Raw genomic sequence first — 22906 nt, 5'->3', positions numbered from 1 at the left:
TATCATGGCAGTACCAAAAAGAAGAACTTCTAAAACTAGAAAAAACAAACGTCGTACGCATTTCAAAATTTCAGTACCAGGTATGACTGAATGCCCAAACTGTGGCGAATACAAATTATCACACCGTGTATGTAAAAACTGTGGTTCTTACAATGGCGAAGAAGTAGCAGCTAAATAATTTTAGTTACTCAATATAAAAAGTCCCGCTTAAAATAATTGTTTTAAGTGGGACTTTTTATATTGCAAAAAATAATTGGCGGACGAGGTATCGGAATACCTCATCTGCCAATTAAAATTTGTTAATTTAATAATTAAATATAAAGACGATTAATTAGTTTTTACGTTTTCTAGGTAATACGAATGCAACGATACTACTTAAAGCTATTAATGCCATTAATGGTAATGTCATATCTTTATTAGATTCTTCACCAGTTTGTGGTAATGATTTAGCTTTATTTTCTTGTGTATTTTTATTATTTTGGCTTTGAGTGTGTCCATCATTTGTGTTTTTAATGTTTGCTTTTTGTAATGGAGCACTATCTTTTGCTTCGCTAGAACCTGCTGAAGTTTGAACAACATCTTTTGTTGTTTCTGAAGAAGCAGTTGTTGGTTTTGCAACATTTTGAGTCGTAGATACTACCTTAGTTGGAGTTGTACTACTTGATTCTACTTCAGCTTTAGCTGGTTTTGTAACAGGCATTTTGTCTTTACCTGACTCACTAGATGCGTCATTTTCTTTTTCAACACTTGGTGATTGTTTATTGTCATCTTTTTGGCTGTCTTGTTTTTGTGATTCTTTTTCAACAGGTGGTGTTGTTGGTTTGCTAGGCATAGCTGGAGTAGTTTCCTTCTTAGCTGAGTTGTCTTGTTGTTCCTTTTTATTAGTTTTATCGGCATTGGCTTTAGTAAATGCTTCTTTATCAACGATTCTGACATGGTATTGTCCATCATAATCAATCGTTTTTACGTGAACTTTAACGATAGCATCATATAGAGTTTTACCTTCAACATATGGGAAGATAATCGTTCTAGTGTTATTTTTAGCATCTTTGCTAATTGTTCTAACACGTTGACCTTCAACCATGAAATCTTTCCAGTAATCGTCATTAGTAGTTTCCATTACCATATATTTTTTGCCATTAAGCATACCTGTTTTAATAGGGTGTTTAACAAAAGTATCCATCATAGATTCGTTATTCTCAACACTTTCATAAACAACATATTTTGTATCTTGTAAATCGGTCATTTTTTCATTTGTTGGTTGTACATTTTGGAATTCAGTTATCGCGGATTTCACTTGTTCATCTAAAGCTTTTTTCGTCTCTTCTAATTTCTTCTTGTATTCAGCTTTCAATTTTTCAGGAAGTTTATCTTGAATTTTATTTAATTCATAAACTTGTCTTTCTAGTGTTTTCGCTTTTTTATATGGCGCTAATAATTTTTCAGCTTTATAATCTTCTTCAGTTTTGAATTTATCTGCACTGTTATAAATTGGTTGTGCGAATTCCATTAATGTGTAATCGTATTTTTCTTCTTTGTTATTGAAGTGAGTTGAACTTACGATTTTAACTGCTTTTGTTCCATTTGAAACAGAGAAGCGAATGTAAGCATAATCTTTAACAGTATCGTATGATACTAATTTAATTGGCAACTTTTTGTCACCTTCATAAACTTCAAATTTTCTCCAAAATTGCCCTGATTGTAATCCTAATTCAATTTCTGGTTTTGAATCAGTGAAAATAACTCTAGCAGGTTTAACAGAACTTGCATAATGATAAAACTGTTGAGTGCCATCTTTCTTTTTCATTTCAAAATCAATTGGACGAGAGTTTGGTGCGCTATGATCTTTGTCTTTTATTGCAGGGTTTTTAATCGCTTCTCTTAGTTCCTGATTCAAAATAGGATATGTATTGTTGTCAGCTTTTGCTGCAGGTTTTTCCTCTTTTGCTTCCTTAGGGGCTTTAACTTCTTTAACTGCTTTAACTTCTTTAGCTTCTTTTGTTTCAGTAGTAGGGGCCACAACTTCTTTATTAGATACTGAGACAGCATTAGCTACTGGTTTAGCTTCTGGAGCTTTTTCAGTTGTTGTTGTTGTTGGACTTGCAACTGCTTCAGTTTTTGGTTGTGCTTCTGTATTTGTAACACCTGTTTCTTCAGCTGCTTTTGCTTCGCCATTGGACATTAATAATAAAAGTGTACTAATCGCTACAGATGCAACGCCTAGTGATGACTTTCTAATTGAATAAAATGATTTAAATTCTTTTTGCTGTTTGTTCATGTTGTAGAAACAACTCCTAATTGTATATTATCAACTGATAATCATTATCAATTGATTACTTGTATTGTACATTGAAATGGTAGTTAATTGCAATGTTATTTTATAAAAAATAACCTATGTTATAGATTATGTAATATCTATGACATAGGTTAAATAAAATTTAAAATAAAAAATATATTAAGTTATGAGTATGACGAAGATTTATTTAGATTCTTTTCTTTTGAAAAGTAACAAAGATAATGAACCTAAAAGGGCAAGTGTTGCGAAGGCAACTGTGCTAATAAAGTTATCAACTGAAGTTAAACCAGTTTTTGGTAATTCTTTAGCTTTAGAATCTTTTGAAGGTCCTTGTTTATGAACTTCGTTTTGTTTTGTAACTTTGTTAGTTTGTTGTGATTTATTGTCACTTACAGCTTGATTGTTGCTTTCAGATTTCGCTGTTGCAACATCTTTAACAGGTGTTTGAACTTTATTTTGATCTTGAGCTGTTTGTGTTGTTTTCACTGTACGAGCACTTTGTGTTTGACTTTGATCTTTTGTAGCTTCACTACTTACAACTTTTGTAGTTTGTCTGTTTTCATTTTTGCTTGGTGCAGTTACAGCAGGTTTAACTTTTTCAACTTTAGGTTGAACTGGTTTCGTTTGCTCAGTAGGTGTTTTAGGTTGAGCAGGTTTTGGTTGAACCGGTTTAACATTGTTTGGTTTTGCTGCGTCAGCTAATGTAGGAATTGCTTTTTCAAATTCTAAATGCGTAGTATATCTATGATTATAATTAATTTGTGGCACGACAATATGTACTTTTGTAGTTAAACTCTTATACCCAGGTTCAACAGCAACATTGATTGTTCTAGTGTCAGCTTTTTTATCATCGTTAACAACAGTTGTTGCTAATTCTTGATTGTTTGCATTGTAAAATTTGTATTCTTTCCAGAATGATGCGTTGTTCAATACAGCTTGGAAATAATATTTATTATTTTGTTTAATCACTTTACCAGGGTGTTGCATATAGTCATCCATGTGTGACTTCTCTGAAGAGCCATCTTTTTGCACTTGGAAATTAATTGGTTGTGATGTTGCTTGAGAAACTTGTGTGCTTTGATTATTAGTTGCGTTCGTAGCTTCTGTTGCCGCATTAACTTGTTGGCTGTCTGCGCCTATGTATACAAGGGAACCTAAAATGATAGATGCTGTACCCATTGTAATCTTTTTCATAGCTGATGAACGTTGTTCTGATTGATACTTACTGTTTAAATAATGTTTTGTCATGTTGTTTTCCTCCTAAGGATACAAATTATGTGTTGTTATATGAGATGATTAACCATTGCAATTGATAATGGTTATCAATTATACTAGCACATCTATTTTCGTATAACAATAATAAATTGATTATAAAATAAATATTGACAATGATAATCATTATTATTTATGATTTTAGTAAAGACTTAAAAGCAATCATAAAAAGGAGGATTATGTTTTGAAAAATATTTTAAAAGTTTTTAATACAATGATTTTAGCGTTAATTATCATCATCGCGACATTCAGTAATACTGCAAATGCCGCAGATAGCGGTACTTTGAATTATGAGGTTTACAAATACAATACCAATGACACGTCGATTGCTAATGACTATTTTAATAAACCGGCAAAGTACATTAAGAAAAATGGTAAATTGTATGTTCAAATAACTGTAAACCACAGTCATTGGATTACAGGAATGAGTATAGAAGGACATAAAGAAAGAATTATTAGTAAAAATACTGCCAAAGATGAACGAACTTCTGAATTTGAAGTAAGTAAGCTAAACGGTAAAATAGATGGGAAAATTGATGTTTATATCGATGAAAAAGTGAACGGAAAACCTTTCAAATATGACCATCATTACAATATTACATATAAATTTAATGGACCATCTGATGTAGCAGGTGCTAATGCACCAGGTAAAGATGATAAAAATTCTGCTTCAGGTAGTGACAAAGGATCTGATGGAGCGACTACTGGTCAAAGTGAATCTAACAGTTCGAATAAAGACAAAGTAGAAAATCCACAAACAAATGCTGGTACACCTGCATATATATATGCAATACCAGTTGCATCCTTAGCATTATTAATCGCAATCACATTGTTTGTTAGAAAAAAATCTAAAGGCAATGTGGAATAATGAGAAATGTTAAACAAATTGCTACAAAATCTATTATAGCTATTATTAGCTTAGGTATTCTTACATATACAACAATGATTGGTAGCGTGTTGGCTGATGAGATAAAATATCCATCAGCCAAATTTAATCAACCTGAAGCAAAAGATAAAACAGAATTAACTTCATCAATTTTTGATGAAAAGATAAAAGAGAATAAAGCGTTAGAATTACTAATTTTTAATCAAGAAAATAAAAATGTAACTGAGGAACAACAACTAGTTGACGAAAAGGCGCAATTGATTTCAGATATGACTGGTAAAATTTACTTGCAAGTAAAACTAAAAGGTCAAATTGATAAAGAACAACTTGTTTTTCAAAATGACAAAAATGAAGAATTCCCCTTTGTTATAAAAGATGAAAAGGATGACACAATAGTAAGAATTTTAATTGAACAGCATATGGATAAAATCAATATGCATGTTAAAACGTTGGCTGAAAAGAAAGATCTAGATAACAAAGAAATGCTGTATTCTATTCATTTTAAAGAGAAAAAAGTACAACATGACGATGCAAAAGAAGTGCCTTCAAAACATCAAAATCAAGAAAATAATCAAGATCAGCTTAAAAAAGATATTGATGACAAAAAAGATAGTCAAAAATCAGACATTAAGGAAAGACGTACTAGCCTTTTTACTGAAAAAGGATTAAATGATATTCCTGTACAAAAAGATAAAGTGCAACAAGACAGTAATAAAAAGATTGAAAACGAGCGACCTAAAGCATCAGGTACATTAAAAGTTGAAAATAGCCCTCCAACAGTAAAAAAGGTTGAAAATAATCACAAAGAGCAACCGAAACATAAAGATGAAAAATCAAAAAAGGAAAAGAAAAAAGTAGTTGAAAAAGAAAAAGCGTTACCAGCTTTTAATAGAGATGATGATAGCAAGAATAGTAGTCAATTATCTAGTGATATTAAAGAACTTGATGAACCAAATCATAAAAAGCAATATATGTTATTTGCAGTTGGCATTGTGTTAGCAACCATTTTACTTATTTCGGCACATTTATACAGCAGAAAGAGAGGTAACCAAGTTTGAGAATCATAAAGTATTTAACCATTTTAGTGATAAGCGTCGTTATCTTAACCAGCTGTCAATCTTCCAGTTCTCAAGAATCAACTAAATCCGGCGAATTCAGAATCGTACCAACAACTGTTGCATTGACAATGACATTGGACAAATTGGATTTACCAATTGTCGGCAAACCCACGTCATATAAGACATTGCCTAATCGTTATAAAGATGTACCGGAAATTGGTCAACCAATGGAGCCGAATGTTGAAGCTGTTAAAAAGTTAAAACCAACACATGTTTTGAGTGTGTCAACGATTAAAGATGAAATGCAACCATTTTACAAACAATTAAATATGAAAGGCTACTTTTATGATTTTGATAGTTTAAAAGGGATGCAAAAGTCGATTACACAATTAGGTGATCAATTTAATCGTAAAGCACAAGCAAAAGAATTAAATGACCATTTAAATTCTGTAAAGCAAAAAATTGAAAATAAAGCAGCTAAACAAAAGAAACATCCCAAAGTATTAATATTAATGGGTGTACCTGGTAGCTATTTAGTAGCAACTGATAAATCATATATTGGTGATTTAGTTAAAATAGCAGGTGGAGAAAATGTTATTAAAGTGAAAGATCGTCAATATATTTCGTCTAATACTGAAAATTTGTTGAATATCAATCCAGATATTATTTTACGATTACCACACGGAATGCCTGAAGAAGTTAAGAAAATGTTTCAAAAAGAATTTAAACAAAATGATATTTGGAAACATTTTAAAGCTGTGAAAAATAATCATGTTTATGACTTAGAGGAAGTGCCATTCGGTATTACAGCAAATGTTGATGCTGATAAGGCAATGACTCAATTATATGATTTATTTTATAAGGATAAAAAATAGTGAGTTGATATGATGATAAAAAATAAAAAGAAACTACTATTTTTATGTTTGTTAGTCATTTTAATCGCAACGGCTTATATTTCGTTTGTAACCGGTACAATTAAATTGTCATTTAATGACCTATTTACAAAATTTACAACTGGTAGCAATGAAGCAGTGGATTCAATTATTGATTTGCGATTGCCACGTATATTAATTGCATTGATGGTTGGCGCAATGTTAGCAGTTTCTGGAGCATTATTACAAGCAGCACTACAAAATCCTTTGGCAGAGGCGAATATCATTGGCGTTTCATCAGGTGCACTTATAATGAGAGCACTTTGTATGTTGTTTATTCCACAATTGTACTTTTACTTACCATTATTAAGTTTTATTGGAGGTTTAATACCATTTTTAATAATTATATTGTTGCATTCTAAATTTAGATTCAATGCTGTTAGTATGATATTAGTAGGTGTTGCGTTATTCGTATTATTAAATGGTGTTTTAGAAATTTTAACTCAAAACCCTTTAATGAAAATTCCTCAAGGCTTAACAATGAAAATATGGAGTGACGTATACATATTAGCAGTATCAGCATTATTGGGATTAATATTAACATTACTATTGTCCCCTAAATTGAATTTACTAAATTTAGATGACATACAAGCGCGAAGTATCGGTTTTAATATTGATCGTTACAGATGGTTAACAGGTTTATTAGCAGTATTTTTAGCAAGTGCAACTGTTGCGATTGTTGGACAACTAGCCTTTTTAGGTATTATTGTGCCACATGTGGTTAGAAAGCTAGTTGGGGGCAATTACAGAGTACTTATTCCGTTTTCTACAGTTATTGGTGCATGGCTATTGTTAGTGGCTGATTTATTAGGACGAGTGATACAGCCTCCTTTAGAAATTCCAGCCAATGCTATTTTAATGATTGTCGGTGGTCCAATGCTAATTTACTTAATTTGTCAAAGTCAACGAAATCGAATCTAAAACGGTACAACAACTGGTTTAGTGATGACTGAAGAAACGTCGTTAATAAAAGAGGATTTTTATGAGAATGAAGCGATTTTTAACTATTGTACAAATTTTATTGGTTGTAATTATTATCATTTTTGGTTACAAAATTGTTCAAACATATATTGAAGACAAGCAAGAACGCGCAAATTATGAGAAATTACAACAAAAATTTCAAATGTTGATGAGCAAACATCAAGCACATGTGAGACCACAATTTGAATCACTTGAAAAAATAAATAAAGACATTGTTGGATGGATAAAATTATCAGGAACATCATTGAATTATCCAGTACTACAAGGTAAGACAAATCACGATTATTTAAATTTAGATTTTGAGCGAGAACATCGACGTAAAGGTAGTATTTTTATGGATTTTAGAAATGAATTGAAGATTTTAAATCATAATACTATTTTATACGGGCACCATGTCGGTGATAATACGATGTTTGATGTGTTAGAAGATTATTTAAAGCAATCTTTTTATGAAAAACACAAGATAATTGAATTTGACAATAAATATGGTAAATATCAATTGCAAGTATTTAGTGCATATAAAACTACTACTAAAGATAATTACATACGTACAGATTTTGAAAATGATCAAGATTATCAACAATTTTTAGATGAGACAAAACGTAAATCTGTAATTAACTCAGATGTTAATGTAACGGTAAAAGATAAAATAATGACTTTATCAACGTGCGAAGATGCATATAGTGAAACAACGAAAAGAATTGTTGTTGTCGCAAAAATAATTAAGGTAAGTTAAACAGAAAAGAGGATAATTATGAAATTTATGGCAGAAAATAGGCTGACGTTAACAAAAGGAACAGCAAAAGATATTATAGAACGATTTTACACGAGACATGGGATTGAAACATTAGAAGGCTTTGATGGCATGTTTGTTACACAAACTTTAGAACAAGAAGATTTTGATGAAGTGAAAATTTTAACAGTTTGGAAATCAAAGCAAGCTTTTACGGATTGGTTAAAATCTGATGTCTTTAAAGCAGCACATAAACATGTTAGAAGTAAAAATGAAGATGAAAGTAGCCCGATTATTAATAACAAAGTAATTACATATGATATAGGCTATAGTTACATGAAATAATTGAATTTAAAAAGGTTGCAGTACTTGTTATGACAATTGGTATTGTTAGCTTTTGTAACGACCATACATGATACCGATGATGGTCGTTTTTTTAATGAACACAAACATGCTAACAACAAATTGCTAAAACGTAGTTTGATATGAATGTGCTTTGAAAATAATCATCAAATATATGATTTTGATTTATTTTGAAGAAGAAAAGAATTAATAATGATATTTTGGGGCGTATGATTTATAGTAGTAGTATCGATAAAAGAAATTTATACAATTTGAAATAATATGAGTGATAAAATCGATTAATTAATATTAACTATACAATCAAATGTTTTCATCTTATTAATGATTAATATTTTTATTTTTAAAAATAAAGCGAGGAGCTATCTATGGAACAAATTACTTCTGCACAAAATAATAGAATTAAACAAGCGAACAAGCTAAAAAAGAAACGTGAGAGGGATAAAACTGGATTAGCTTTAATTGAAGGTGTGCATTTAATTGAAGAAGCTTATCAAAGTGGGATTGTAATTACACAATTATTTGCAATTGAACCGGCAAGATTAGATCAGCAAATTATCGCATACGCGCAAGAAGTTTTTGAAATAAACATGAAAGTTGCTGAATCTTTATCAGGTACAGTGACACCACAAGGGTTTTTCGCAATCATTGAGAAGCCACAATATGATATTTCTAAAGCACAACAAGTATTGCTTATCGATCGTGTTCAAGATCCTGGAAATTTAGGCACATTAATTAGAACTGCGGATGCTGCTGGAATGGATGCTGTAATAATGGAAAAGGGTACGACAGATCCTTATCAAGATAAAGTGTTGCGAGCGAGTCAAGGTAGTGTTTTTCATTTGCCAGTTATGACACAAGATCTCGATACGTTTATTACTCAGTTTAATGGTCCTGTTTATGGTACAGCACTTGAAAACGCAGTGGCATATAAAGAAGTTACTTCAAGTGATTCTTTTGCATTACTATTAGGTAATGAGGGAGAAGGTGTTAATCCTGAATTATTAGCACATACTACACAAAATTTAATCATACCTATTTATGGTAAAGCTGAAAGTTTAAATGTAGCGATTGCAGGTAGTATTTTACTTTATCATTTGAAAGGTTGACCGTGTTGAAAGTTTTCCGATATAATTATAATTAATTGTTTAACAGAACATTTCTACGTGATTGCATACACAATTGAATATAAACCAATAAAAAGGCATGGACATTTATATAAATAATTGTTTTAGGGAGAATAATCGTGACTGCAAGTTATTCCAATTATTTAAAGTCTTTTCACCTTTTTGGTTACTTAAAGAGATTTAAGTCGGAAAGACAATCCGTTATCAATATTAAACAAGTGTATGCTTAGGCATAAATTTGGGTGGTACCACGGAAATGACTTTCGTCCCTTATTTTTTAAGAGGATGAAAGTCTTTTTTTAGTTAAACAACAAATATGATAAATAGAAAATGAATAGTTCGAATAGGGAGGTCAGTGACATATGTCTGAACAACAAACAATGTCAGAGTTAAAACAACAAGCGCTTGTAGATATTAATGAAGCAAATGATGAACGTGCACTGCAAGAAGTTAAAGTGAAATACTTAGGTAAAAAAGGGTCAGTTAGCGGACTAATGAAATTGATGAAGGATTTGCCGAATGAAGAGAAGCCTGCGTTTGGTCAAAAAGTGAATGAATTGCGTCAAACAATTCAAAATGAATTAGATGAAAGACAACAGATGTTAGTTAAAGAAAAATTAAATAAGCAATTGGCTGAAGAAACAATTGATGTATCATTACCAGGTCGTCATATTGAAATCGGTTCAAAGCATCCATTAACACGTACAATAGAAGAAATTGAAGACTTATTCTTAGGTTTAGGTTATGAAATTGTCAATGGATATGAAGTTGAACAAGATCATTATAACTTCGAAATGCTGAATTTACCTAAATCACACCCTGCACGTGATATGCAAGATAGTTTCTATATTACGGATGAAATTTTATTACGTACGCATACATCACCAGTGCAAGCACGTACGATGGAATCACGTCATGGTCAAGGTCCAGTTAAAATTATTTGCCCTGGTAAAGTGTATCGTCGTGACTCTGATGATGCGACACATAGTCATCAATTTACACAAATTGAAGGATTAGTTGTTGATAAAAACGTTAAAATGAGTGATTTGAAAGGTACTTTAGAATTGTTAGCTAAGAAATTATTTGGTGCTGATCGTGAAATTCGTTTACGTCCAAGTTACTTCCCATTCACTGAACCTTCTGTAGAAGTTGATGTGTCATGTTTTAAATGTAAAGGAAAAGGTTGTAATGTGTGTAAACACACAGGATGGATTGAAATTTTAGGCGCTGGAATGGTACATCCTAATGTATTAGAAATGGCTGGTTTTGATTCTTCAGAGTACTCTGGATTTGCATTTGGTATGGGACCAGACCGTATTGCAATGTTGAAATATGGTATAGAAGATATTCGTCATTTCTATACTAATGATGTGAGATTTTTAGATCAATTTAAAGCGGTAGAAGATAGAGGTGACATGTAATGTTGATATCAAATGAATGGTTGAAAGAATATGTAACAATCGATGATTCTGTAAGTAATTTGGCAGAACGTATTACGCGCACAGGTATTGAAGTGGATGATTTAATTGACTACACAAAAGATATCAAAAATTTAGTTGTTGGCTTCGTTAAGTCAAAAGAGAAACATCCTGATGCTGATAAATTAAATGTTTGCCAAGTTGATATCGGAGAAGACGAACCTGTACAAATCGTATGTGGTGCCCCGAACGTTGATGCAGGACAATATGTCATTGTTGCTAAAGTAGGTGGTAGATTGCCTGGTGGTATTAAAATTAAGCGTGCCAAATTACGCGGTGAACGTTCGGAAGGTATGATTTGTTCGTTACAAGAAATTGGTATTTCAAGTAACTATATACCGAAAAGTTTTGAATCAGGCATTTTTGTATTTAGTGAATCCCAAGTTCCAGGAACAGATGCCTTACAAGCTTTATATTTAGATGATCAAGTAATGGAATTTGATTTAACGCCGAATCGTGCTGATGCTTTAAGTATGATAGGTACTGCTTATGAAGTTGCAGCATTATATAATACAAAAATGACTAAGCCAGAGACAACATCAAATGAGCTTGAGTTATCTGCAAATGATGAACTGACTGTGACAATTGAAAATGAAGATAAAGTACCATATTATAGTGCACGTGTTGTTCACGACGTGACAATTGAACCTTCGCCAATTTGGATGCAAGTACGCTTAATAAAAGCAGGTATACGTCCTATTAATAATGTTGTCGACATCTCAAATTATGTGTTATTAGAATACGGTCAACCATTGCACATGTTTGATCAAGATGCGATTGGTTCACAACAGATTGTTGTTCGTCAAGCTAATGAAGGCGAAAAAATGACAACATTAGATGATACAGAACGTGAATTATTAACGAGCGATATTGTTATTACTAATGGACAAACTCCAATTGCATTAGCTGGTGTTATGGGTGGCGATTTTTCAGAAGTTAAAGAACATACATCAAATATAGTTATTGAAGGTGCTATTTTTGATCCAGTTTCAATTCGTCATACATCAAGACGTTTAAATTTACGCAGTGAATCATCTAGTCGTTTTGAAAAAGGAATAGCTACTGAATTTGTAGATGAAGCAGTCGACCGTGCATGTTATTTATTACAAACTTATGCAAACGGAAAAGTGCTAAAAGATAGAGTGTCTTCAGGAGAACTTGGTGCATTTATTACACCAATCGACATCACTGCTGATAAAATTAATCGCACTATTGGATTTGATTTGTCACAAAATGATATTGTTACTATTTTTAATCAATTAGGGTTTGATACAGAAATAAATGATGATGTTATTACAGTGCAAGTGCCGTCACGTCGCAAAGATATTACAATTAAAGAAGATTTAATTGAAGAAGTTGCACGTATTTATGGTTACGATGATATTCCTTCAACATTACCTGTCTTCGAAAAAGTTACTAGTGGTCAGTTAACTGATCGCCAATATAAAACGAGAATGGTTAAAGAAGTGTTAGAAGGTGCTGGATTAGACCAAGCTATTACGTATTCGTTAGTTTCTAAAGAAGATGCTACTGCATTTGCGATGCAACAGCGTCAAACAATTGATTTATTGATGCCAATGAGTGAAGCGCATGCGTCATTACGTCAAAGTTTATTACCACATTTAATCGAAGCGGCATCATATAATGTGGCACGTAAAAATAAAGATGTAAAATTATTTGAAATCGGCAATGTCTTCTTTGCTAATGGTGAAGGTGAACTACCAGATCAAGTTGAATATTTAAGTGGTATTTTAACTGGAGATTATGTAGTCAATCAATGGCAAGGTAAGAAAGAAACGGTTGATTTTTATTTAGCAAAAGGTGTCGTGGATCGAGTATCTGAAAAGTTAAACCTTGAATTTAGTTATCGTCGTGCTGATATTGATGGATTACATCCAGGTCGTACAGCTGAAATCTTATTAGAGAATAAAGTTATTGGTTTTATTGGTGAATTACACCCAACATTAGCAGCTGATAATGATTTAAAACGTACGTATGTTTTTGAGTTGAATTTTGATGCATTAATGGCTGTGTCGGTAGGTTACATTAATTACCAGCCAATTCCGAGATTCCCAGGCATGTCTCGTGACATTGCATTAGAAGTAGATCAAAATATTCCAGCAGCTGATTTATTATCAACGATTCATGCACACGGTGGCAATATATTAAAAGATACACTTGTCTTTGATGTATATCAGGGCGAACATTTAGAAAAAGGTAAAAAATCAATTGCAATACGTTTAAATTATTTAGACACAGAAGAAACATTGACAGATGAACGCGTTTCAAAAGTACAAGCGGAAATTGAAGCAGCATTAATTGAACAAGGTGCTGTTATTAGATAATGATTTAAACCCCATGTATAAGGATATCTGAAGTAGATTGATATCACTAACATGGGGTTTTATTTTTGGATTCACCTATTAGGTTCCATTTCATTTATAAATCAAAGAGGAAGAGTGGTTTTCAGTTGATGCTTTGCACAACTGCATATAAAGTCATACTTATGAACAAAGCAAATTAGTATGACTTACCTAATAGGATTTCCTATTAGGATCCAATTTATCTTGATTATAAATCATAGAGGCTCAGCGGATTACAGTTGATGCTTTGCACAACTGCATAAAAGCCTCTAATGATTATAAATCAAAGAGGCTTTAAAATTTTTTGGGCTTTTTCACGATTTTTGAAATGTTTTTTTGAAATGGAATCTAAACGTGAAATACCGTAATTTTTTATTATTTTGGCGGCGATTACATCGACTTTAGCACCAGCACCTTTAGGAATCGTCATATTAATATTTTTTGATATTTGATCCATATATGTAATAAATGCGTATCTAGAAATTATGCTTGCCACTGCAATGGCTAATGACTTCGATTCTCCTTTTGTTTCAAATTTTGTTTTCTTTGGAAGTGGTATATCAGATAATGCGTAATGGCTATACACTTCGCGTTTTGCGAACTGATCAATGACGATATAATCTAATTGAGACGAATCAATTTTTTCAAGTACATTTTTGATGGCTTCATTATGAAGAACAGCTTTCATTTTTACTTGAGTCCAGCCTTTTGCTTGCTGAATATTATATTTTTCATTGTGTAGTGTTAATAGTGAATGTGGGATGAAAGTAACCAATTGCTCAGCAAGTTCTACAATTTTAGTATCGGTTAATTTTTTTGAATCATCTACACCCAAAGTTTTTAAAATAGGGACATGCTCTTTGGTAACAAAAGCAGCACACACAGTCAACGGACCAAAGTAATCGCCACTTCCAGCCTCATCACTACCAATACAGTTAAATTGATCATACATTAAAGTCTGTTCAAGAGAAGAATTGGCCGTATTTTTCTTTTTAGTTTTATTAGTATTCAATTGAGAATGCTGCGGTAGAAGTTCTTCAGACACAGCTTCTGCATGATTACCTTGAAACATGACTTTACCTGATTGGTAAATATTTACAGTTGTATTTTGATACTTTGCACGTGCTTTCATACCTTGAGGTAAATTCTCAGTATCAAAAGAAATGCGTGACATTAATGTCGTTATGTCTTTATCCGACAATTTAAAAACGATATTCGCCATTTGTGTAAATCCTTTCGTAATAATTTCATTATCATTAGCAAAAATAATCATATCATAAATGATAATAACGTCAGAAACATTTATATATGTTGTAAAGAATTAATTGCGGATACTTACAAAATACATAGTGGTCATGTATAATGTTTATGAAAATGTTATAGTGACACAATTTAAACATGGTAAAGTATTGAATAGAAAATTCTTTACATTATTTCATTTCATTATAAAAAGAACATTAAGTCATCTATAGAGATTGTGTTGTTGTTTTATCATAATTGCAATATAACAATATTAGTATCAAATTCAGACAAACTATCCAGTCATATTTTATAACGTGAATTTAGATTTTAAAAAAAGGATCAGGAGAAATTATAAATGGCACAGTTTAAAAACAAGGTAAATGTATCAATTAATGATCAGCTTTTTACAATTGTTGGGGAAGATAACCCAGAGCACATACGATATGTAGCACATTTAGTTGATGATAAAATAAAAGAATTAGGGTATAAAGCAGCAGGTTTAGATACTTCAAGAAAAGCAATACTAACTGCTGTGAATATTATGCATGAAAAAGTACTACTAGAAGAAGAAAATCGACGTTTGAAACAACAAATTCACAAATTGCAGCAGCGTGAGCAATAAATGATCATTGATTTTATCATAATCATTTTCTTTGTGTATTTTGTCATCGTTGGATTCAGACGAGGTTTTTGGTTATCTATGATACATTTGAGTGCAACGATTGTATCATTGTGGATTGCCAGTCAATTTTACAAATCTATTGTAGAAAGATTAATTGTATTTATTCCATATCCTAAAACAACAGCATTTAATACAACTTTTGCGTTTCATTTTAATCATCTACAAAATCGATTTGAAGCGATTGTAGCTTTTTTAATGATTGCATTGTTTTGTAAGTTCATTTTATATCTAATTATCGTAACTTTTGATAAAATAATAGCGTATCAAAACATTCATATTTTCAGTCGTGCAATGGGAATGATAGTTGGTGTGTTTATGACGATAATTGTCTTACACTTTACGTTATATCTATTGGCATTATATCCTAACGAAGCATTACAACATCAGCTTAAAATATCTATTGTGAGTCATTCATTGATTTTTCACATCCCATATTTATCGGCTTTCACCATTAATTTATAAATTATCATAAGAGGTCAGGACAAAGGTATATATTAATGATACGTCCTGGTCTTCTTTTTATGGAGTGTTATTATGACAAAAAAAGATGTTATCAAACTATTAGAACAAATTGCTACTTATATGGAATTAAAAGGGGAAAATACTTTTAAAATATCAGCGTATCGAAAAGCAGCTCAAAGTCTTGAATTAGATGAACGACCATTAGATGAAATATCTGATGTAACGGAGTTAAAAGGCATTGGTAAAGGTGTTGCAGAAGTAATCAATGATTACCGTGAGACCGGTGAATCTCAGTATTTACAGCAATTACAGGAAGAAGTTCCGGAAGGTCTTATTCCACTTTTGAAAATTCAAGGACTTGGAAGCAAGAAAATTGCTAAGCTATATAAAGAGTTGAATATTGTTGATAAAGCTTCACTTCAAGTTGCTTGTGAAAATGGAAAAGTTAGTGAATTAAGCGGATTTGCTAAGAAAACGGAACAAAACATATTAGAAGCTGTGAAACAACTTGGTGCTAAGAAAGATAGATATCCAATTGATCAAATGAGAAGACTTAATCAAGAAATCATTGATTATATAGATACATTAAATTATATCGATCAATATTCATCTGCAGGAAGCTTCCGTCGTTTTAAAGAAATGAGCAAAGATTTAGATTTCATAATAAGTACCGATAACCCAAAAGCAGTGCAGCAGCAATTATTAAATATTCCCAATAAAGTAAAAGAAGTTGCAGTGGGGAACACAAAAGTTTCATTAGAATTAGCGTATGATGATGAAACGATTGGTGTCGATTTTCGATTAATTGAACCAAGGGCTTTTTATCATACATTGCAGCATTTTACTGGGTCAAAAGAACATAATATAAGAATTCGACAACTTGCTAAAGCACGGGATGAAAAAGTAAGTGAATATGGAATTGAACAAGCTGATGGTACATTAATTCAATATGATAGTGAAGCCAAAATATATGAACATTTTAATGTGAATTTTATACCACCTGCTATGAGAGAAGATGGTAGCGAATTTGATAAAGATCTAAGTAATATCATTACATTAGATGATATTAATGGTGATATTCATATGCATACAACGTTTAGTGATGGTGCGTTTTCCATTCGAGACATGGTAGAAGCAAATATCGCAAAAGGTTATAAATTCATGGTAATTACTGATCATTCACAAAGTTTACGTGTTGCTAATGGCTTACAAGTAGAAAGACTTTTAAGACAAAACGAAGAAATTAAAGCTTTAGATAAAGAATATAGTGAAATTGATATTTATTCGGGTACAGAAATGGATATATTACCTGATGGCTCGCTGGATTATGATGATGAAATTTTAGCACAACTTGATTACGTAATTGGAGCTATTCATCAAAGCTTTAACCAATCAGAAGAACAAATTATGGAACGATTAGCTAATGCATGTCGCAATCCATACGTGCGACATATAGCGCATCCAACAGGGCGTATTATAGGTAGAAGAGATGGTTATAAACCGAATATTGAACAATTAATGGCATTAGCTGAAGAAACGAATACAGTATTAGAAATTAATGCCAATCCACATCGACTGGATTTGAGCGCTGATATCGTTCGTAAATATCCAAATGTGAAATTAACTATTAACACTGATGCCCATCATACAAATCATTTAGATTTTATGAATTATGGCGTAGCAACTGCGCAAAAAGGATTTGTAACAAAAGATAGAGTGATTAACGCATTATCGCGTGAAGCTTTTAAAGACTTTATTGAAAATAATATAAAACTTAAGAAATAGAGGGATTTTATGAGACAAAAAACATTAGACGTCTTAGAATTTGATAAAATAAAATCACTCGTTGCCAATGAAACAATTAGTGACTTAGGCTTGGAAAAGGTCAATCAAATGATGCCAGCTACTAATTTTGAAACGGTTGTTTTTCAAATGGAAGAAACGGATGAGATTGCTCAAATCTATAATAAGCATCGTTTACCAAGCTTGAGTGGCTTATCTAAAGTATCAGCATTCATTCATCGCGCTAATATTGGCGGCGTTTTAAATGTATCAGAGCTTAACTTGATAAAAAGATTAATTCAAGTACAAAATCAATTTAAGACATTTTATAATCAATTGGTTGAAGAAGATGAAGGTGTTAAATACCCAATATTAGATGACAAGATGAATCAATTACCTGTGTTAACTGATCTTTTTCAACAAATAAATGAAACATGCGATACGTATGATTTATATGATAATGCGAGTTATGAATTGCAAGGGATTAGAAGTAAAATTTCTAGCACGAATCAACGTATTAGACAAAATTTGGACCGTATTGTTAAAAGCCAAGCAAATCAGAAAAAATTATCAGATGCTATTGTAACAGTTAGGAATGAAAGAAACGTTATACCTGTCAAAGCTGAATATCGACAAGATTTTAATGGGATTGTACATGATCAATCTGCTTCAGGACAAACATTGTATATTGAGCCATCATCAGTTGTTGAAATGAATAATCAAATTAGTCGATTACGTCATGATGAAGCAATTGAAAAAGAACGCATTTTAACGCAACTAACTGGTTATGTTGCTGCGGACAAAGATGCACTACTTGTGGCAGAACAAGTCATGGGTCAGTTAGATTTTTTAATCGCAAAAGCGAGATATAGTAGAAGTATTAAAGGAACAAAGCCGATATTTAAAGAGGAACGTACTGTATATTTACCTAAAGCATACCATCCATTATTAAATCGTGAGACTGTTGTAGCTAATACCATCAAATTTATGGAAGATATTGAAACGGTAATTATTACAGGACCGAATACAGGTGGTAAAACAGTAACATTAAAAACATTAGGTTTAATTATTGTTATGGCTCAATCAGGATTGTTGATTCCAACACTTGATGGTAGTCAGTTGAGTGTATTTAAAAACGTATATTGCGATATCGGAGATGAACAATCAATAGAACAATCATTATCAACTTTTTCATCTCATATGACGAATATAGTTGAAATTTTAAAGAATGCAGACAAACATAGTTTAGTTTTATTTGATGAATTAGGTGCAGGTACAGATCCAAGTGAAGGTGCTGCATTAGCAATGAGCATTTTAGATCATGTTAGAAAAATTGGTTCTCTAGTAATGGCAACGACGCACTATCCTGAACTTAAAGCATATAGTTATAATCGAGAAGGCGTTATGAATGCGAGTGTAGAATTTGATGTAGATACATTGAGTCCAACGTATAAGTTATTAATGGGTGTGCCGGGTCGTTCAAATGCTTTTGATATTTCTAAAAAGTTAGGTCTTAGTTTGAATATTATTAATAAGGCTAAGACGATGATTGGTACTGATGAAAAAGAAATAAATGAAATGATTGAATCATTAGAGCGTAATTACAAACGTGTAGAGACACAGAGGTTAGAACTGGACCGTCTTGTAAAAGAAGCGGAGCAAGTGCATGATGATTTATCTAAGCAGTATCAACAATTCCAAAATTATGAAAAATCTCTAATTGAAGATGCTAAAGAAAAAGCGAATCAAAAAATTAAAGCAGCAACAAAAGAAGCTGACGATATTATTAAAGACCTAAGACAATTGCGTGAACAAAAAGGTGCAGATGTTAAAGAACATGAATTGATTGATAAGAAGAAACGATTAGATGATCATTATGAAGCGAAATCTATAAAGCAAAATGTACAAAAGCAAAAATACGATAAAATTGTTGCTGGTGATGAAGTAAAAGTATTATCTTACGGTCAAAAGGGTGAAGTTTTAGAAATTGTCAATGATGAAGAAGCAATTGTTCAAATGGGAATTATTAAAATGAAGTTACCTATTGAAGATTTAGAGAAAAAACAAAAAGAAAAAGTTAAACCAACGAAAATGGTTACACGTCAAAATCGTCAAACAATTAAAACTGAACTTGACTTACGAGGCTATCGTTATGAGGATGCTTTAATTGAACTAGATCAATATTTAGATCAAGCCGTTTTAAGTAATTACGAACAAGTTTATATCATTCATGGTAAAGGTACAGGTGCACTTCAAAAAGGTGTACAACAACATTTGAAAAAGCATAAAAGTGTTAGTGACTTTAGAGGTGGTATGCCAAGCGAAGGTGGATTTGGCGTTACCGTTGCAACACTAAAATAAATTATAATTTGATAAATTAATTAGCTGCAGTTAAAATAATGTAAAGCAACAAGAATACATTTCAAACATGTTATTTGAAATAAGCATAAAAATTGAGCAAATAGAAATACATGAAGCATGTTATCTGATATAATTTGAACATCATAATAATAATTAAGGAGGATTGGCATTTATGGCAATCGTTAAAGTAACAGATGCAGATTTTGATTCAAAAGTAGAATCTGGTGTACAATTAGTAGATTTTTGGGCAACATGGTGTGGTCCATGTAAAATGATCGCTCCGGTATTAGAAGAATTAGCAGCTGACTATGAAGGTAAAGCTGACATTTTAAAATTAGATGTTGATGAAAATCCATCAACTGCAGCTAAATATGAAGTGATGAGTATTCCAACATTAATCGTCTTTAAAGACGGTCAACCAGTTGATAAAGTTGTTGGTTTCCAACCAAAAGAAAACTTAGCTGAAGTTTTAGATAAACATTTATAAGTTACAACCAATGACGACTGGGGCATTTCTTTAATGAATTGCTCCAGTTTTTGTTTGTGTTTTTAATATATAAAGTTGAATGATAAGTCATCATATTGTTTACGACTTGAGAATGGTGGGATTAATAAATCTATGAACGTTAAATGATAATCAAACATGCTGATAGATATGTAATAGTTGGTTTGATAAAACAATGTTCAATATTACATGATGTGCATGAAAAGTCGTACTCGAAGATGTTGATTATGAACTAGAATTAGCGGTGATAAATTTGAAGCGCTTTCGTAGCATCATTCATTTTAAAATTAGAAGGGGGGATATTTTTGGAAGACTATAAGAAACGAATTAAAAATAAATTAAATGTCGTACCTATGGAACCAGGCTGCTATTTAATGAAAGATCGTAACGATCAAGTGATATATGTTGGCAAAGCTAAAAAGCTAAGAAATCGATTGCGATCATATTTTACGGGCGCTCATGATGCTAAAACAACGAGACTGGTTGGTGAAATACGTCGCTTTGAGTTTATTGTCACGTCTAGTGAAACAGAGTCACTTTTACTTGAATTAAATCTGATTAAACAATATCAACCAAGATATAATATATTATTAAAGGATGATAAAAGTTATCCATTTATTAAAATTACGAAGGAAAAATATCCTAGACTACTAGTGACGAGAACTGTAAAACAAGGTACTGGTAAATATTTCGGACCGTATCCGAATGCATATTCTGCTCAAGAAACTAAAAAGTTATTAGACAGAATATATCCATATCGCAAATGTGATAAGATGCCAGATAAATTATGTCTTTATTACCATATTGGACAATGTTTAGGACCATGTGTATATGACGTTGATTTGAGTAAATACGCACAAATGACGAAGGAAATTACTGATTTTCTGAATGGGGAAGACAAAACAATTTTAAAAAGTTTAGAAGAGAGAATGTTAACTGCAAGTGAATCACTTGATTTTGAACGAGCTAAAGAATACAGAGATTTAATTCAACATATTCAAAATCTAACTAACAAACAAAAAATTATGTCATCAGATAAAACGATTCGTGATGTCTTTGGTTATAGTGTTGATAAAGGATGGATGTGTATCCAAGTTTTCTTTATAAGACAAGGTAATATGATAAAGCGAGATACAACGATGATTCCATTACAGCAAACAGAAGAAGAAGAATTTTATACATTTATTGGACAATTTTATAGCTTAAACCAACATATTTTACCTAAGGAAGTTCATGTACCACGTAATTTGGATAAAGAAATGATTCAATCTGTTGTGGACACTAAAATCGTTCAACCCGCGCGAGGTCCCAAAAAAGATATGGTTGACTTAGCTGCACATAACGCTAAAGTATCCTTAAATAATAAATTTGAATTAATATCACGTGATGAGTCCAGAACAATTAAAGCTATTGAAGAACTTGGAACACAAATGGGAATTCAAACACCAATTAGAATTGAAGCATTCGATAATTCTAATATTCAAGGTGTGGATCCAGTGTCAGCAATGGTTACATTTGTCGACGGTAAACCAGACAAGAAAAATTATAGAAAGTATAAAATCAAAACGGTTAAAGGTCCAGATGATTACAAATCAATGAGAGAAGTAGTAAGACGACGATATTCTCGCGTTTTAAACGAAGGATTACCATTACCTGATTTAATAATAGTAGATGGTGGTAAAGGACATATGAACGGGGTTATTGATGTGCTACAAAACGAATTAGGTCTTGATATCCCTGTTGCAGGTTTGCAGAAAAATGATAAACACCAAACATCTGAATTATTATATGGCGCTAGTGCAGAAATTGTACCACTGAAGAAAAATAGCCAAGCATTTTATTTGTTGCACCGTATCCAAGATGAGGTTCACAGATTCGCAATCACATTTCATAGACAAACACGTCAAAAGACAGGCTTGAAATCAATCCTTGATGATATAGATGGTATCGGTAGCAAACGTAAAACATTATTATTGCGTTCATTCGGTTCAATCAAGAAAATGAAGGAAGCTACACTTGAAGATTTTAAAAATATAGGTATTCCTGAAAACGTTGCAAAGAACCTACATGAACAATTGCATAAATAAATTACAGGGCGTGAGAATCATTCTCATGCCCCAAAATATATGAAATAATGTTACAATATGGTTAACAAAGTTATTTTTTTGAATGTACGTGGAAGCGTTTTCTAAATGAGAAAGTTTATCATCACAAGCAATCTTAAATATTAAATCCAAATTTTACATTGTTCGACATGCAGTTTGGTGATCGTGCAGTGTGTATTTGTCTTTAAAATGTTTCGCTTAATGATAATGACAACGCTAGAAACGATATCACTTTAGGGGGTTAAGCGTACGTTTAATATAAATAGCTCAATAAATTAAAT

General features: G+C 31.9%; 20 protein-coding genes and 1 pseudogene. 17 read left to right on the top strand and 4 right to left on the bottom strand.

The features are described from left to right. Positions 1-4: 4 nt before the first annotated feature. Positions 5-178, top strand: coding sequence for a 50S ribosomal protein L32 (gene rpmF / locus NST10_RS04640; protein ID WP_000290472.1), 174 nt, complete (start codon positions 5-7; stop codon positions 176-178). Between the two features lie 153 nt (positions 179-331). Here the strand turns inward: rpmF and isdB are convergent, their stop codons facing one another. Then, positions 332-2278 (bottom strand): heme uptake protein IsdB, encoded by a 1947-nt coding sequence (gene isdB, locus NST10_RS04635; protein ID WP_001041576.1) that lies wholly within the window; start codon positions 2276-2278, stop codon positions 332-334. A gap of 201 nt (positions 2279-2479) precedes the next feature. Then, a complete protein-coding gene (isdA, locus tag NST10_RS04630) occupies positions 2480-3544 on the bottom strand; it encodes an LPXTG-anchored heme-scavenging protein IsdA (RefSeq protein ID WP_000160848.1) in 1065 nt (354 codons plus the stop codon). 208 nt (positions 3545-3752) lie between these two features. Between isdA and isdC the strand changes: the two genes are divergently transcribed. The 10 genes from isdC to pheT all read left to right on the top strand — a co-directional run bounded on the left by isdC (position 3753) and on the right by pheT (position 13468). Further along, entirely contained in the window at positions 3753-4436 is a 684-nt protein-coding gene (gene isdC, locus NST10_RS04625) for a heme uptake protein IsdC (RefSeq protein WP_000789812.1), read from the top strand. Continuing rightward, complete coding sequence (gene isdD, locus NST10_RS04620) at positions 4436-5512, top strand: iron-regulated surface determinant protein IsdD (RefSeq protein ID WP_001246693.1); 1077 nt, start codon at positions 4436-4438, stop codon at positions 5510-5512. Before isdC ends, isdD begins: the two co-directional genes overlap by 1 nt. After that, positions 5509-6387: a heme ABC transporter substrate-binding protein IsdE gene (gene isdE / locus NST10_RS04615; RefSeq protein WP_001220199.1), complete on the top strand. Its 879-nt coding sequence runs from the start codon at positions 5509-5511 to the stop codon at positions 6385-6387. The genes isdD and isdE overlap by 4 nt, the downstream gene beginning before the upstream one ends. Before the next feature lie 12 nt (positions 6388-6399). Next, entirely contained in the window at positions 6400-7365 is a 966-nt protein-coding gene (isdF, locus tag NST10_RS04610) for a hemin ABC transporter permease protein IsdF (RefSeq protein WP_000594530.1), read from the top strand. A gap of 61 nt (positions 7366-7426) precedes the next feature. Further along, positions 7427-8161 carry a class B sortase gene (srtB, locus tag NST10_RS04605; RefSeq protein WP_001242414.1) on the top strand — a complete coding sequence of 245 codons (735 nt, stop codon included), beginning with the start codon at positions 7427-7429 and terminating at the stop codon, positions 8159-8161. 18 nt (positions 8162-8179) lie between these two features. After that, on the top strand, positions 8180-8503 hold the full coding sequence (gene isdG, locus NST10_RS04600; RefSeq protein WP_000670950.1) for a staphylobilin-forming heme oxygenase IsdG: 324 nt from the start codon (positions 8180-8182) through the stop codon (positions 8501-8503). 36 nt (positions 8504-8539) lie between these two features. After that, entirely contained in the window at positions 8540-8647 is a 108-nt protein-coding gene (locus NST10_RS04595; RefSeq protein WP_010956599.1) for a hypothetical protein, read from the top strand. Positions 8648-8886: 239 nt separating this feature from the next. Further along, complete coding sequence (locus tag NST10_RS04590) at positions 8887-9627, top strand: RNA methyltransferase (RefSeq protein WP_000435380.1); 741 nt, start codon at positions 8887-8889, stop codon at positions 9625-9627. A gap of 380 nt (positions 9628-10007) precedes the next feature. Continuing rightward, the gene (pheS, locus tag NST10_RS04585) at positions 10008-11066 is read left to right on the top strand and encodes a phenylalanine--tRNA ligase subunit alpha (RefSeq protein ID WP_000003566.1); all 1059 of its coding nucleotides are present in this window, start codon (positions 10008-10010) and stop codon (positions 11064-11066) included. Then, positions 11066-13468, top strand: coding sequence for a phenylalanine--tRNA ligase subunit beta (pheT, locus tag NST10_RS04580; RefSeq protein ID WP_000908974.1), 2403 nt, complete (start codon positions 11066-11068; stop codon positions 13466-13468). Before pheS ends, pheT begins: the two co-directional genes overlap by 1 nt. Before the next feature lie 301 nt (positions 13469-13769). Here pheT and rnhC read toward each other — a convergent pair whose 3' ends face one another. Then, positions 13770-14708, bottom strand: a complete 939-nt coding sequence (gene rnhC, locus NST10_RS04575; RefSeq protein ID WP_001284266.1) for a ribonuclease HIII — start codon at positions 14706-14708, stop codon at positions 13770-13772. Between the two features lie 375 nt (positions 14709-15083). On the opposite strand from rnhC, the pseudogene zapA reads away from it, so the two are divergent. The 5 genes and pseudogenes from zapA (at position 15084) to trxA (ending at position 20502) form a co-directional block, all read left to right on the top strand. Next, a pseudogene (zapA, locus tag NST10_RS04570) lies at positions 15084-15343 on the top strand (cell division protein ZapA). Between the two features lie 7 nt (positions 15344-15350). Then, on the top strand, positions 15351-15872 hold the full coding sequence (locus NST10_RS04565; protein ID WP_000582582.1) for a CvpA family protein: 522 nt from the start codon (positions 15351-15353) through the stop codon (positions 15870-15872). Between the two features lie 72 nt (positions 15873-15944). After that, positions 15945-17657, top strand: coding sequence for a DNA polymerase/3'-5' exonuclease PolX (gene polX / locus NST10_RS04560; RefSeq protein WP_000161937.1), 1713 nt, complete (start codon positions 15945-15947; stop codon positions 17655-17657). Positions 17658-17666: 9 nt separating this feature from the next. Further along, positions 17667-20015, top strand: a complete 2349-nt coding sequence (locus tag NST10_RS04555) for an endonuclease MutS2 (protein ID WP_339211535.1) — start codon at positions 17667-17669, stop codon at positions 20013-20015. A gap of 172 nt (positions 20016-20187) precedes the next feature. Beyond that, a complete protein-coding gene (gene trxA, locus NST10_RS04550; protein ID WP_001018928.1) occupies positions 20188-20502 on the top strand; it encodes a thioredoxin in 315 nt (104 codons plus the stop codon). Between the two features lie 62 nt (positions 20503-20564). On the opposite strand, the gene NST10_RS04545 is transcribed toward trxA, so the two are convergent. Then, a complete protein-coding gene (locus NST10_RS04545; protein WP_001791491.1) occupies positions 20565-20660 on the bottom strand; it encodes a hypothetical protein in 96 nt (31 codons plus the stop codon). A 165-nt stretch (positions 20661-20825) separates the two neighbouring features. On the opposite strand from NST10_RS04545, the gene uvrC reads away from it, so the two are divergent. Beyond that, complete coding sequence (gene uvrC, locus NST10_RS04540) at positions 20826-22607, top strand: excinuclease ABC subunit UvrC (protein ID WP_000390514.1); 1782 nt, start codon at positions 20826-20828, stop codon at positions 22605-22607. Positions 22608-22906: the final 299 nt, after the last annotated feature.

It is taken from the genome of Staphylococcus sp. FSL W8-0305, assembly GCF_037966415.1.
Taxonomy (GTDB): domain Bacteria; phylum Bacillota; class Bacilli; order Staphylococcales; family Staphylococcaceae; genus Staphylococcus; species Staphylococcus aureus.
The sequence above is the reverse complement of the archived record's forward strand: the minus strand, read 5'-3'. Positions and strand labels throughout refer to the sequence as shown.